Source organism: Streptomyces olivaceoviridis, assembly GCF_014650115.1.
Classification (GTDB): domain Bacteria; phylum Actinomycetota; class Actinomycetes; order Streptomycetales; family Streptomycetaceae; genus Streptomyces; species Streptomyces olivaceoviridis.
The window spans coordinates 272,084-285,453 of record NZ_BMUI01000005.1; the positions used below are offsets into that span (position 1 = coordinate 272,084).

Consider the following 13,370-nt stretch of genomic DNA (forward strand, 5'->3'; position numbering starts at 1 on the left):
AATAGGTGATGCACGAAGTGCGTGTACTTCTGTCGACATATGGATCGCGTGGGGACGTCGAACCCCTGGCGGGACTCGCGGCGCGGTTGCGGGGGCTCGGCGCTCAGGTGCGGGTGTGCGCGCCGCCGGACGAGGACTTCGCGCAGCGGCTGGCCGAGGTCGGCGTCCCGCTGATCCCGGTCGGCCCGTCGGCGCGCGCGCTGACGAAGGCGGCGCCCCCGCCCGCGTCCCTGCCCCGGCGCGCGGCCGAGCTGATCGCCGGTCAGCTCGACACGGTCACCGAGGCGGCGCAGGGCTGCGAGGTGCTGGTGGCGACCGGCGCGCTGCCCGCCGCGGCCGGCGCGCTGTCGGTGGCGGAGAAGCTCGGCGTCCGTTCGGTGTCCGTGACCTTCCAGCAGCTCACCCTGCCCGCGCCGCACCGCCGGCCGCTGGCGTACCCGGGCCGCCCGCTCCCGCCTGAGGTGACCGACAACGAGGCGCTGTGGGAGCTGGACGCCCGGAACGCCGACGCGCTGTTCGGTGAGGCGCTCAACACGAGCCGGGCGTCGGTCGGCCTGCCCCCGGTGGAGAACGTGCGCGACTACGTCGTCGGCGACCGGCCGTGGCTGGCGACCGACCCGGTGCTGGACCCCTGGCGGAAGAGCCCGGACCTCGACGTCGTCCAGACCGGCGCCTGGCTCCTGCCCGACGGTCGCCCGCTGCCGGCCGACCTGACGGCGTTCCTTCAGGCCGGTGCACCACCGGTGTACGTGGGTTTCGGCAGCATGCCCCTGCACGCGGCGGCGGACATCGGCCAGGTCGCCGTCGAGGCGGTCCGCGCGCAGGGGCGGCGCGTGGTGGTGGCCCGGGGCTGGGCCGGTCTGGCCCCGGTCGACGACCGGGACGACTGCCTCGTCGTCGGCGAGGTCAACCAGCAGGCCCTGTTCGGCCGGGTGGCCGCCGTCGTGCACCACGGCGGCGCCGGTACGACGACGACCGCGGCGCGGGCCGGCGTGCCCCAGGTGGTCGTGCCCCAGCTGGCGGACCAGCCGTACTGGGCGGGCCGGGTGGCGGGAGCTGGGCATCGGCGCGGCGCACGACGGTCCCACGCCGACGTTCGCGTCCCTGTCGGCCGCTCTGCGGACGGCCCTCGACCCGAAGATCCGCGGACGAGCGGCGGCCGTGGCCGGCCGCGTCCGCACCGACGGGACGTCGGTGGCCGCGCGGCTGCTGCTCGACGCGCACGGCTGAGCCCGCCGGCCCGAACCGAGAGCGGCCACGCGGCACACGGAACACCGCACCCCGTGGCCGCGAGTTCGTCGCCCCGTCGCCCCGTCCCCTCGTCCCACCGTCCTGCCGTCCTGCCGTCCTGCCGTCCTGCCGTCCTGCCGTCCTGCCGTCCTGCCGCCTGCCGCCTGCCGCCTGCCACGGCCGTAACCGGCCTCACAAGGGAGCCCCTGACGTGAAACTTCCCCTGCCCACCCGTGCCTTCGACCTCCCCGACCGCCTCGCCGCGAAGGCCGACCCGGCGCTGATCGCCGACGACGAGCGGCACTTCGCGGCCATCGCGGAGCGCCTTGAGGAGTCGATCGCCGAACTCTCCGACCGTCTCGACGCCGAGCGCAGGGCGCCGGGCGGCAAGGGCCGGCAGGCGATGGACCGGGACGCCGAGATCCACCGGCTGACCGGTCGCCTGCGCGCCCTGCGCCGCTACGGACTGGACCTGTGCCTCGGACGCATGGTCGGCGCGGACAGCCAGGAGCCCGTCTACGTCGGCCGGCTCGGGCTCACCGACAGCGCGGGCCGCCGGCTGCTGGTCGACTGGCGCTCCCCCGCCGCCGAGCCGTTCTTCGGAGCCACCCACGCCCGCCCGATGGGTCTGGCGAGCCGCCGCAGGTACCGCTGGACCGATGGCCGGATCACCGACTACTGGGACGAGGTGTTCACCCCGGACGGGCTGGTCGGGCATGCCGCGCTGGACGACCAGTCCGCGTTCATCGCCAGTCTGGGCGGCAGCCGGTCGCCGCGGATGCGGGACGTGCTCGGCACCATCCAGGCCGACCAGGACGCCGTCATCCGGGCGGGCTCGCGCGGTGCCCTCGTCGTGGACGGCGGTCCGGGTACGGGGAAGACCGTCGTCGCCCTGCACCGCTCCGCCTACCTCCTGCACGCCGACCCGCGCCTGGGTCACCGCCGGGGCGGCGTCCTGTTCGTCGGTCCGCACCGGCCGTACCTGGCCTACGTCGCCGACGTCCTGCCCAGCCTCGGCGAGGAGGGGGTGCAGACGTGCACCCTGCGGGACCTGGTCGCCGAGGGCGCCGGAGCCGTGGCCGAGGCGGATCCGGAGGTGGCCCGGCTGAAGTCGTCCGCCGACATGGTGAAGGCGATCGAGAAGGCCGTCGCGTTCTACGAGGAGCCGCCCGCCGAGGGGATGACGGTCACCACGCACTGGTCCGACATCCGGCTGAGCGCCGACGACTGGGCCGTGGCGTTCGAGGCGGCGGAACCCGGTACTCCGCACAACGAGGCACGGGAGCAGGTGTGGGAGGAACTGCTCACGATCCTGGTGGACAAGCACGACGGTGACGCCCCGCCCGAACTGCTGCGCAGGTCGCTGCTGCGCAACCGGGAGCTGCTCGCGGCCTTCGGCCGTGCCTGGCCGCTGCTGGAGGCGGCCGATCTCGTCGGAGACCTGTGGTCGGTACCGGCGTATCTGCGGATGTGCGCCCCGTGGCTGAGCCGCGAGGAGGTGCGGCTGTTGCAGCGCGCGGAGGCCCAGGCCTGGACGGTGTCCGACCTGCCGCTCCTGGACGCTGCCCGGCAGCGGCTCGGCGACCCGGAGGCGGCTCGGCGAAATCGCCGTCACGCCGCCGTCCTCGCCGCCGAACGCGAGCGCATGGACAGGGTCGTCGACAACCTGCTGGAAGCGCACACCCATGACGACGGCGAAGGCGTGCTGGTCATGCTGCACGGGCAGGACATGCGCAACTCCCTGGTCGACGACAGCGCCCTGCCCGCCGCCGACCCCGACCTGCTCGCCGGGCCGTTCGCGCACATCGTCGTGGACGAGGCGCAGGAACTGACCGACGCGGAGTGGCAGATGCTGCTCCTGCGGTGCCCGTCCCGCAGCTTCACCATCGTCGGGGACCGTGCCCAGGCCCGGCACGGGTTCACGGAGTCGTGGCGGGAGCGGCTCGCCCGGGTGGGGTTCGACCGGATCCGCCTGGCGTCCCTGACCGTCAACTACCGGACGCCCGAGGAGATCATGGCGGAGGCCGAGCCGGTCATCCGGGCGGTGCTGCCGGACGCCAACGTGCCGACGTCCATCCGCAGCAACGGCGTCCCCGTCGTCCACGGCTCGGTCTCCGAGCTCCGTTCGATCCTCGACAGCTGGCTCGCCGCGCACGCCGACGGGATCGCCTGTGTCATCGGCGATCCCGCGTTCCGGCCGACCGCCCGCGTCCGTTCCCTGACGCCGGAGCTGTCGAAGGGACTCGAATTCGACCTGGTCGTCCTCGTCGACCCGGAGAGGTTCGGCGAGGGCGTCGAAGGGGCGGTCGACCACTATGTGGCGATGACCCGGGCGACCCGGCAACTGGTCGTCCTCACGAGTCCCTGACCCGAGGGCCGGTGCGCGGTCGTCGGTTGGGGCAGGCCGGCCCGCCGTCCGGCCAGGCCGGGCGGCGGGCCGGTGGACGGCGGGCCGGTGGTGGCCGGAGGCGTGCTCCTTCGTATACCGCCTCCGGCCTAAAGGGTTCACAGGCCCCCGGGCAATGACCTTGCCCGAACGGGCAGCGGAAGCGTTTTCCCGTGACCGATGTCACGATTGACCGCGCCCGGCCCCTTTCTTTAACAGACAGATAGCGTTTCTGCCTGCTATGAGCACCTAATCTTTATTCGGTACTTCACCAGCAAAGCCGCGGACATCCGAACCACCGAGACCGGCCGCCATGCCCTCCCCCGTGTCCCACAGCCCCCAGCCCAGCGACAGGGCCGGCAGGCCCTCGGCACGGCGCCGCGCGGCGAGGGCGTCCAGGAAGGCGTTCCCGGCCGCGTAGTTGGCCTGTCCCGCCGCGCCCAGGGTGCCGGCGGCGGAGGAGAACAGGACGAACGCGGCGAGGCCGAGGTCACGGGTCAGCTCGTGCAGGTGCCAGGCGGCGTCGGTCTTCGGGCGCATCACCGCCTCCAGCCGCTCGGGGGTGAGGTCGGTGAGCAGCCCGTCGTCCAGGACGCCGGCCGCGTGCACCACGGCGGTCAGCGGGTGCTCGGCCGGCACGGACGCCAGCAGGGCGGCGAGCGCGTCCCGGTCGGTGGCGTCGCAGGCGGCGACGGTCACCTCGGCGCCGAGGGCGGCCAGGTCGTCCAGGGCGCCGGGCTCGGGCAGCCGCCCGCCCCGGCCGGTGAGCAGCAGGTGGCGTACGCCGTGCCGGGTGACCAGGTGCCGGGCCAGCAGCCGGCCGAGGCTGCCGGTGCCGCCGGTGACGAGCACGGTGCCGTCCGGGTCGAGCGCGGGCGCCGGGCCGGGCTCCGCGTCCGTGGCCCTGGCCAGTTCCGGCGCGTACACCGTGCCGGCCCGCAGGGCGAGTTCGGGTGCGCCGGTGGCGACGGCGGCCGGGAGGACGGCGGCCGAGGCCGGGTCGTCGTCGGTGTCGACGAGCACGAACCGGCCGGGGTGCTCGACCGCCGCCGCCCGGACCATGCCCCAGAGCACGGCCTGCGCCGGGTCGGGCACGGCGTCGGCGTGGACGGCGACGGCGGACCGGGTCACCACCACCAGCGGCGCGCCGTCCGGCACGTCGACGAGGTCCTGCCGCAGCGCGGCGAGGGCCCGCACGGCGGTACGACGGGCCAGCGCGGGCAGGTCGTCACCTGGGTCGCCCTCCGCCGTCACGGTGACCACGCGAGGCGCGGGCGTGGAACCGGAACCGTCCGCCGAGTCGGGGCCGAAGGTTCCGTCCGCGGTCACCGTGAGGGTACGGGGCTCGGGTGCCGAGTCGGTGCGGGTGAGCGGGAGTTCGGTCCAGCGCACGCGGAACAGGTCGCCGGGGGCCGGTGTGGCCGCGTTCAGTTGCTCGGTGGTCACCTGGCGGACGCGGAGCGCGGTCACCTCGGCGACGGGGGCGCCCGTGCCGTCGTACAGGCGCAGGGTCATGTGGTCGGTGCCGTGCGGGGTGAGGCGCAGCCGGACGGCCGTGGCGCCGGTGGCGTACAGGGTGACGCCCTCCCAGGAGAAGGGCAGGGTCATCACGGTCGGGTCCTGGCCGTCGAGCAGGTCGATGGCGTGCAGCGTGGCGTCGAGCAGCGCGGGGTGCAGTCCGAAGCCGTCGGCCGCCTCGGCGTCGGGCAGGGCGAGTTCGGCCCAGACCTCCTCGCCGAGCCGCCAGGCGCCGCGCAGGCAGCGGAAGGACGGGCCGTAGTGGTAGCCCTGTCCGGCGAGGTGGTCGTAGGTGCCGGTGACGTCCACGGGTACGGCTCCGGCAGGCGGCCAGTCGGTCACCGGGGCCGGTTCGGGGGCGGTGTGCGGAGCGAGGACGCCGGTGGCGTGCCGGATCCACTCGCCGTCCGCGCCCTCCGGACGCGCGTGCACGGTCAACCGCCGGCGCCCGTCGGCGTCGAGGGCCGCGACGGCCATCTGGAGGTGGACGGCGCCCCGCTCGGGAGGAACCAGGGGCCGTTCCAGGGTGAGTTCCTCCACGCGCGGGCAGTGCGTGCGGTCGCCGGCCTGCACGGCCAGTTCCACGAAGGCGCTGCCCGGGACGAGCACGACCCCGGCCACGGCGTGGTCCGCGAGCCACGAGTGGGTGGCGAGGGACAGCCGGCCGGTGAGGGCCACCCGGTCGTCGCCGGCGAGTTCCAGGGCTGCGCCGAGCAGCGGGTGCCCGGCCGGTGCCTGGCCCAGCCCGCCGGCGTCGGTGACCGCGCCGGGCCCGTCGTCCAGCCACAGCCGCCGCCGCTGGAAGGCGTAGGTCGGCAGATCGGTGCGGCGGGCCCCGGTACCGGCGAAGACCCGCTGCCAGTCGACGGTCACGCCGCGCACATGGGCGGCGCCGAGCAGCGTCGCGAAGGTCCGCTCCTCGTCGCGGTCACGGCGCAGCGCGGGGACGAACGCCGACTCTTCGGTGTCGGCGACGGCCTGCGCGCCCATGGCCGACAGGACGGCGTCGGGGCCGAGTTCGAGGAAGGTGCGCACGCCGTCGGCCTCCAGTGTGCGGACGCCGTCGCCGAAGCGGACCGCCTCACGGACGTGCCGGACCCAGTACTCGGGCGCGCACAGCTCGTCCTCGCTCGCGCGTGCGCCGGTCACGTCGGAGACGACGGGGATCGCGGGCGGCGCGTACCGCAGTTCGCGGGCCGTCTTCTCGAACTCCGCCAGCATCGGGTCCATCAGCGGGGAGTGGAAGGCGTGGCTGACCCGCAGCCGCTTGGTGCGGCGGCCGGAGAAGGCCCCGGCGACGGCGGCGACGGCGGCCTCGGTGCCGGAGACGACGACGGCGCGGGGCCCGTTGACGGCGGCGACGGACACCTCGGGGCCGAGGTGCCCCAGCACCTCCTCCTCCAGTTCCCGGGCCAGGCGCCAGTGCGTGGCGGCCCGCCGCCCGTCGAGCAGCCCGGCCGCGGCCAGCATGAAGGCGCCGGCGCACACCGAGGCCACGCGGCGGGCCCGCCCGGCCAGTGCCGCCGTCCCGGCCACCAGCGCCGGGTCGGCGACGGCCTCCCGCCAGTCCCGCCGGCCCGGGACCACGAGCGTTCCCAACCGCGCGGCAGGTCCTCCCAGCTGCCGGCGGTGTCCAGCCGTACCTGGGCGGAGGTGGCCACGGGCCCCGCGGCGGCGGACACGACCCGCACGTCGTACCGGGCCCCGTAGGCGTTCGCGGTCGTGAAGACCTCCGCGGGTCCGGCCACGTCCAGCAGCTGGACACCGGGGAAGGTCAGCACGGCCACGACATGCCGCGGGCGCGCGGGGCTCACTCCGGCCACGGCGATTCGAGGATGGTCCGCACGAAGTCGCCTCGCTCGAACCCCGGCACGTAGTGCTCCAGGACGTCGGCCTTGACGTTGCCGAACGTGGTCTCGGGCTTGGGACGGATGCCTTCGGCGAAGGCGTCGAGGATCTGCCGCTTGAAGTCGGGGCGGGGGTGCAGTGCGACGACGGCCGCGCGGTCTGCGGGGGCGATGTCGTGGTATCCGATGCCCAGCACGTCGTACTCCACACCGGCGGTGACCAGCGCCACCTCGGGTTCCATGAACTCCGGGATGCCGGGCGTGGTGTGCAGGGCGATCGCCGTCCACACCCGGCGGATGGCGTCCTCGGGCACGTCGTGCTCCCGCAGGAACCGGCGGGCCGCGTCCGCCCCGTCGACCTCGAAGCGCCGGCCGCTGCCGTGGAAGCGCGCGCCGAGGCCGAGGTCGTGGAACATGGCGCCGATGTACAGCAGTTCCGGGTCGAAGCCGATGTCGCGCCGGCGGCCCCGCAACGCGCCGAACAGGTAGACGCGGCGCGAGTGGTGGTAGATCAGATCGCTCGTCTCGTCCCGCACGAGCTGGGTCGCCTCCCGGGCGAGCTTGGTGTCGGGCACGGTGATTCCGCCGGCCACGGACTCGTCAGCCATCTTTGCACCTCGTGTTTGCCAGTCGTTCGCGCGCCATCGCGCTGTGACCTCAGTGTCGGCCCGCGGCCGCGGGCGGCACCATGTCCATGGAGACAGGCAACCCATGGATCCGGACATCCGCCGCCGGGGCCCGCCGCCCGCCGGCCCGTACGGCCGGACACGCGTCGACGAGGCGGGCCGGCGGCGGCCGGTCCGTGCCGGTGCGGACGGCGACCGCGAGGACGTCCCCCCGGTCGCCGCGCAGCCGGCTCAGGCCGGCTGCGACAGGTCGATCGCCCGGTCGACGGCCTCGGGCCGGAGCACGCGCAGGATGCCTTCGAGGAGGTAGTAGTCCGCGTAGGGCAGGGAGACCTCGATGCCGTCCTCGGCCGGGCGGTTGCGGGTGCAGCGGGCCACGACCGCGTCGGCGCGGGCCGAGTTCCTCGTCAGGCAGGTGTCCGCGAGCGCGGTGAGCAGCCGCAGCGCCACCTCCCGGTAGGTGTGTCTGCCCGTGGCCGCGTGCAGGTCGAGCAGGCCGCACGCCATGATGGCGCCGGCGGAGGCGTCCTTGATGTCGTGCGGCTGCTGCGGTGCGCGGTAGTCCCACACCGGCACGTGGTCCGGGGTCAGCGCTCCGATGGCGAAGTCGGCGAGTCGGCGCGCGGTGTCCCGGAACTCCTTGTGCCCGGTCCGCCGGTACATCGTGGTGAAACCGTAGATGCCCCAGGCCTGCCCGCGCGACCAGCAGGAGGTGGGGCTGTAGCCCTGCACCGTGTTGGGGCCGACGGGGGCGCCGGTGTCCGGGTCGAAGTCGAACACGTGCGGGGTGGATCCGTCGGGGCGGGGGAAGACGCGCTGGGCGGTCCGCGCGTGCTCGACGGCGATGTCCAGGTAGGTGCCGTCGCCGGTCTGCCGGCTCGCGAACGCCAGCAGATCGAGGTTCATCATCGTGTCCATGATGACGCGGCCCGCGTTGGCGCGGTCCGTCAGCGCGCCCCAGGCCCGGATGAACTTCCCGCGTGGGTTGTACCGCTGGATCAGGGAGTCGGCCGCCCGTATCGCGCCCGTCCGCCACTCGTCGTCACCGGTCAGGCGCCAGGCGGTGACCCAGGACGGGGAGAAGAGGAAACCGAGGTCGTGCGTGCTCGTGTCGTCCTGCCGGGGGGCGAGGTTCCGGGCCGACTCGACCGCCCACGCGCGGAAGGCGTCGTCCCCGCTGTACAGCCAGGCCATCCACAGCGTTCCGGGCCAGAAGCCGCCCACCCAGTCGCCGTTGCGCGAGTACGTCCACTTCTCGAACCTGGTCCCGACCGGGAAGCCCGTCACTCCGGGCGCGACGCTACGGACCTTCTCCACGGCGTAGTCCGCCGCCGCGCGGAGTGTCCGCGTGGTCGCTCCTGATGGCTGCCGGTCCGACGCCGCCGCGGCAGGCACCGCGGAGGTCCCTGCGGCCGCCGCACCGGCCGCCGTGGCCAGCAACGCACGCCGGGAAACGCTCATGCTCGCCCTCCAACTCCACTGTGGACAAGAGAAGTTGGCCGAGCTTTGCACACCGGCCACGACCGTGTACACCCATGTGTGCACAGTTCATCAGTGTGAACTCCGTCAACGCCGGGGGGCACCGGAGTCGTGCCGGAGCCAGACGTGGCCGACCGGCTGAGCGGTGGTCCAGCTCTCGGCGAGGCCGGGGGCGACCGGACGGAACCCGGCGACCGGGTCACACCCGAGCGCCCGGTCGTCGCCGGGGCGCGCCCGCGGGTGGACATCCGTGAAGCCGGCCCGGAGGGCCCGCGCGAGCAGGCCCTGGACGAGCACGCGGCCCAGCCCCGTCCCACGGGCCCCGGGCGCCACGGTGATCCGCGCCCGTTCGGCCTCGTCCTCCTCGGCGTCGTCCGCCTGTCGCCACCCGGCGACCGTCCGCTCGGACACGGGGAACTCATGGCTCCCGCACACATCGCGCGGTCAGGACGGGCCGCCGGGGAGCATGCCCAGTTGCCGCATCTGCGCGAGGACGTCGACGACACCCCAGATCTCGGCGACGCGGCCGTCCGCGAACCGGAGGACGAAGATCTCGTCGTACCTGACGGTCTTCCCGGTGGCCGGGAGGCCCTGGTACTCCCCCTGGTGCGTACCGGTGACCGTGTTCCGGAAGACGACCTTGTCCCCCTCGGCGATCTCGTCCTCGATCTCGACGCGCAGGTCGGGGAACGCGCGCAGAAGCACCTCCCACACGCGTTTGAGTGCCTGCGCGCCCGTCGCCCCCATCGGCACCGGCGCGTGGAACAGCAGGTCCGGCGCGACGATCTCGTCGATCGCCTTCGAGACGGTCTCCAGGTCACCGGTGTGGACGGCGTCGTGCAGGCGGCGGAACGTCGCTTTGTTGCGTGCTTCCTGGGCTGTCGGCACGGGGTGGCTCCTCGGGTCGGCGCGAGTCCTCGGGTCGGTTCTCGCTCGTACGCCCTCTACGACGGGCCGGCCCGCCTGCATGTGACATCGCCGCGTGCGCAGGACATGGTCCTCACCGTGGCCGACCGCCTCTCCCGTGTCCCGCAGGGCGGGTAGAACGGGGCCTGCCCCGCGTGGGGCAGCGGCGACGGGGGGTCGTAGCCCGTGGCCGGGGCGTCCGTCGTGTAGGCGCGGGTGTCGGGCGACAGGCCCCGGTGCGGGTCGCCCAGGCGGGCCTGGATCTCGTAGGTGCCGTCTCCGGAGTACGTGTACGCCGTCAGGTCGGGATACCGGTCGTGGTTGTAGTCGGCCACCGCGATGTCCTTCGTGGCCCCCAGGTCGAGGGGGACGGTCCGCCGGCTGCGGCCGGTGTCGGAGAAGGGTCCCAGCCTCAGTTCGGCCACCCGGGGCCGGACCGGGTCGTCGCCGCCCTGCTCCTGGCCCGCCACGACGACCAGGTCGGTCCAGCCGTCCCGGTCGAAGTCCGCCACGGCGGCGCTCACGTACTCCTGCCGGCCGGCGGTGCGGTCGGCCAACCCCCGTGCCCCGACCGTCGTTTCGCGGGGCGAGCCGATGCCGAAGGTGATGGCCGCCCGGGCACCCCGGTGGGACGGGTCGGTGATCCGGTCCGGCAGACCGTCGTTGTTCACGTCGGCGATCAGGTCCCCCGATCGCGTCAGGCAGGCGGTGACGGCGGGCGGTCCCGTCGGGCGCGGCGGGGGCCCGCCCAGGCAGTCCTCGCCGCCGGCGAGGAGCAACAGCCCGCCCGCCAGCAGGAACGCCGTGCGGGTGAGCCGTCCCGGCCGGGAGGTACCGCTGGGTTCACGTACGGGCATGGGCAGGGATCGTAGTCACGGGGCCGGGCGCGCCCGGGGGCGGGGCCCCGGCAGCGGCTGTCTGGCCGCCTGGGGCCACCCGGGTGAATCCGGCATCGGTGGGACATCCGTGGCTCCGGAGTGCACGGCGGCGGACATCGGCGACCGGCGCGTGCCGCCCGGCTGGCGCCGCGCCCGTACGCTGCACCACTCCCGGGGGCGGCTTCGGTCATGGCGTACCCCTACTTTCAGGGCGACTGCGGTGCCGTACCGGCCGGGCGGGTTGACGGCGGTCGCCCGCCGGGACGGCGGGGAGACCGGCCGGACGTCCCTCACCACGGTGGGCGCTCCGGCGGCGCTGCGCAGCCGACGGCAACCCGCACAACGGGGACGGTTTCCGGCAGCCGCGCCGCCACACCTGGCACGGTCGGGCCGCGTCACCCAGGTCGCGCGGGCGCCCGGACTGCGCCCGGTCGGGCTCACCCTGACGGTGACACCCACGTGACGGCCCGCCGGTCCGACCGGACTCATACCTGCCCTCACCGGCGGTATGCTGGCGCGCCCGGTAGCGGCCCGGAGCGGGTTGTCGGTCAGCCGCTGCCACCTCGCCAACGGTGAAAACGGGTTGACCGACCCGTATCATCCAGGTATCGCACCGTCAGGAGCGGAGGAACTGATGCCGGAAAGCGCCGGGCCCGTCACCGAATTGACCTCTCAGTACGTCAGCCAGGTGACCAACGACCTCGAACACAACCTCAAGGAGCAGGAACGCATCACGGCTGAAATCGCCGTTCTACAGGAGCAGTTGGCCACCCTTCAGCACGACCACGGCACCCTGCTGAACATGCAGCAGGCACTGGGCCTCGCCGCACCGGCCGGGCGGGCCGTCGTACCCGCCCCGCGCAAGAAGAGCGGCGGCACGCGCCGCGCCGACGACAAGAAGCCCGCGGCGGCGAAGCCGGCGGCCAAGAAGACCGCGACGAAGAAGCCGGTGGCGACGAAGGCGGCGACGAAGGCGACCGCCGCGAAACCGGCGGCCACGAAGGCGTCGCCGTCCGAGCCCGCTCAGCCCACCCTGATCGAACTCGTCCGCCGGCACCTGGCGGAGCAGACGGAGCCCCGTTCCGCCGCCGAGGTCAGCGAGGCACTGGTCCAGGCGTATCCCGAGCGCGGGATCCAGAGGAAGGTCGTCCGCACCACGCTGGAGAACCTCGTGGCGAAGAACGGCGCCCAGCGCACCAAGCAGGGCACGTCCGTCTTCTACGTCGTGCCGGGCGAATCGGCGCGGGAGACGACGGAGGGCGCCGAGACGGGCGCGTGAGCGCCCGCCGCGCCGAGCGGCCGGCGGCGGCCGAGCGAGGCCACGCGGAGGTCCGCGCCTCGGCCGGCCTCCTCGCCCCGGGCCGCCGGTCGCTGGACGCGGACATGCTCGCGGTCCTTCAGCGTGCGCCCGCCGTGCCGGCGCTCGACCCCGGTGTGGACACCGGTGCGTCGCAGGGGCACGGAGAGGCCCTCACCGGTCGTCGGAGCCGAAGCTGGCGAAGTAGGCCGCGACCATGTCCTCGTCGGCGTGGCCCTGTTCGGCGGCACGCTCCATGCGCTCGGCGCTCGCGGCGGCCACGTCGAGGCGCACGCCGTGCTGCTCACCCGCCTGGACGATGAGCCGGGCGTCCTTGGCCGCCGTGGCCACCGCGAACTGGGCAGGGGTCAACGGGCCGTCGAGGATCAGCTTCGACTTCGCCCGCAGGTACCCCATGTCCAGCGGGCCGCCCTCGATCGCGTCGAAGAAGTTCTGCGGGTCCACGTCGAGCCCCCGGGCCAGGGCCAGCACCTCGCCTGCCGCGGCGGTGATCGCGAGGACCCAGCTGTTGGCGACGAGCTTGAGGCGGCTCGCCGTACCGGCCGCGCCGTCCTCGCCGGTCCACACGGTGCGGGACCCGACCGCGTCGAACACCGGGGCGACCGCCGCGCGGTGCTCGCTCGGGCCCGCGGCGAGGACGAGGAGCTGGCCGGCCTCGGCGGGCTCGCGGGTGCCCAGTACCGGCGCGTCGAAGAAGACGAGGTCGTGTTCCCGGGCGAAGGCGGCCAGGTCACGGATGGCCTCGACACCGGCGGTGGTGGACTGCACCCACGCGGCACCGGAGCGCAGCGCGGGGGCGGCCTCACGCATGACGTCCAGGGTGGCCGGGCCGTCGTAGAGCATGGTCAGGACGACGTCGGCGCCCTCGACGGCCTCGGCGGGCGTGCCGGCGACGTGCGCGCCGTCGGCGGCGAGCGGTTCGGCTTTGGCGCGGGTGCGGTTCCAGACGCGGACGGTGTGTCCGGCCCGCGCGAGGTTGCGGGCCATCGCGGCACCCATGATGCCGGTGCCCAGGACACTCACGGTGAGCTTGTCGGTCATGACGTCAACTCCCAGGGGGACTATGCGGCTTCGGCGGCGCGGACCAGGCCGTCCAGCCACGCCTGATGGCCGCCCAGCATCGGGTTCGGCGTCTGCCGGACCAGTTCGGCGGCCGGCCGATCCGCGTCTCCTGGGTGAGGA

Annotated in this window: 9 protein-coding genes and 1 pseudogene; 3 read left to right on the forward strand and 7 right to left on the reverse strand. The window is 74.3% G+C overall.

What is annotated here, in order from left to right; all coding sequences use genetic code 11:
* Nucleotides 1–8 precede the first annotated feature (8 nt).
* Nucleotides 9–1,230 (forward strand): annotated as a pseudogene (locus IE273_RS12475) (glycosyltransferase).
* A gap of 211 nt (nucleotides 1,231–1,441) precedes the next feature.
* Complete coding sequence (helR, locus tag IE273_RS12480; RefSeq protein WP_189815190.1) at nucleotides 1,442–3,598, forward strand: RNA polymerase recycling motor ATPase HelR; 2,157 nt, start codon at nucleotides 1,442–1,444, stop codon at nucleotides 3,596–3,598.
* Nucleotides 3,599–3,865: 267 nt separating this feature from the next.
* On the opposite strand, the gene IE273_RS12485 is transcribed toward helR, so the two are convergent.
* From IE273_RS12485 to IE273_RS12515, 6 genes are all read right to left on the reverse strand, one after another.
* Nucleotides 3,866–6,733: an SDR family NAD(P)-dependent oxidoreductase gene (locus tag IE273_RS12485; RefSeq protein ID WP_229887197.1), complete on the reverse strand. Its 2,868-nt coding sequence runs from the start codon at nucleotides 6,731–6,733 to the stop codon at nucleotides 3,866–3,868.
* A gap of 211 nt (nucleotides 6,734–6,944) precedes the next feature.
* The gene (locus IE273_RS12495) at nucleotides 6,945–7,589 is read right to left on the reverse strand and encodes an HD domain-containing protein (RefSeq protein WP_189815191.1); all 645 of its coding nucleotides are present in this window, start codon (nucleotides 7,587–7,589) and stop codon (nucleotides 6,945–6,947) included.
* Between the two features lie 249 nt (nucleotides 7,590–7,838).
* Nucleotides 7,839–9,068 (reverse strand): glycoside hydrolase family 88 protein, encoded by a 1,230-nt coding sequence (locus IE273_RS12500; RefSeq protein WP_189815192.1) that lies wholly within the window; start codon nucleotides 9,066–9,068, stop codon nucleotides 7,839–7,841.
* Between the two features lie 105 nt (nucleotides 9,069–9,173).
* A complete protein-coding gene (locus IE273_RS12505) occupies nucleotides 9,174–9,497 on the reverse strand; it encodes a GNAT family N-acetyltransferase (RefSeq protein WP_189815193.1) in 324 nt (107 codons plus the stop codon).
* 33 nt (nucleotides 9,498–9,530) lie between these two features.
* A complete protein-coding gene (locus tag IE273_RS12510) occupies nucleotides 9,531–9,974 on the reverse strand; it encodes an ester cyclase (RefSeq protein WP_189815194.1) in 444 nt (147 codons plus the stop codon).
* A 56-nt stretch (nucleotides 9,975–10,030) separates the two neighbouring features.
* The gene (locus tag IE273_RS12515) at nucleotides 10,031–10,849 is read right to left on the reverse strand and encodes an FG-GAP repeat domain-containing protein (protein WP_229887198.1); all 819 of its coding nucleotides are present in this window, start codon (nucleotides 10,847–10,849) and stop codon (nucleotides 10,031–10,033) included.
* Nucleotides 10,850–11,504: 655 nt separating this feature from the next.
* Between IE273_RS12515 and IE273_RS12520 the strand changes: the two genes are divergently transcribed.
* Nucleotides 11,505–12,149: a hypothetical protein gene (locus IE273_RS12520; RefSeq protein ID WP_229887199.1), complete on the forward strand. Its 645-nt coding sequence runs from the start codon at nucleotides 11,505–11,507 to the stop codon at nucleotides 12,147–12,149.
* A 192-nt stretch (nucleotides 12,150–12,341) separates the two neighbouring features.
* Here IE273_RS12520 and IE273_RS12525 read toward each other — a convergent pair whose 3' ends face one another.
* Complete coding sequence (locus IE273_RS12525; RefSeq protein ID WP_189815195.1) at nucleotides 12,342–13,229, reverse strand: NAD(P)-dependent oxidoreductase; 888 nt, start codon at nucleotides 13,227–13,229, stop codon at nucleotides 12,342–12,344.
* Nucleotides 13,230–13,370: the final 141 nt, after the last annotated feature.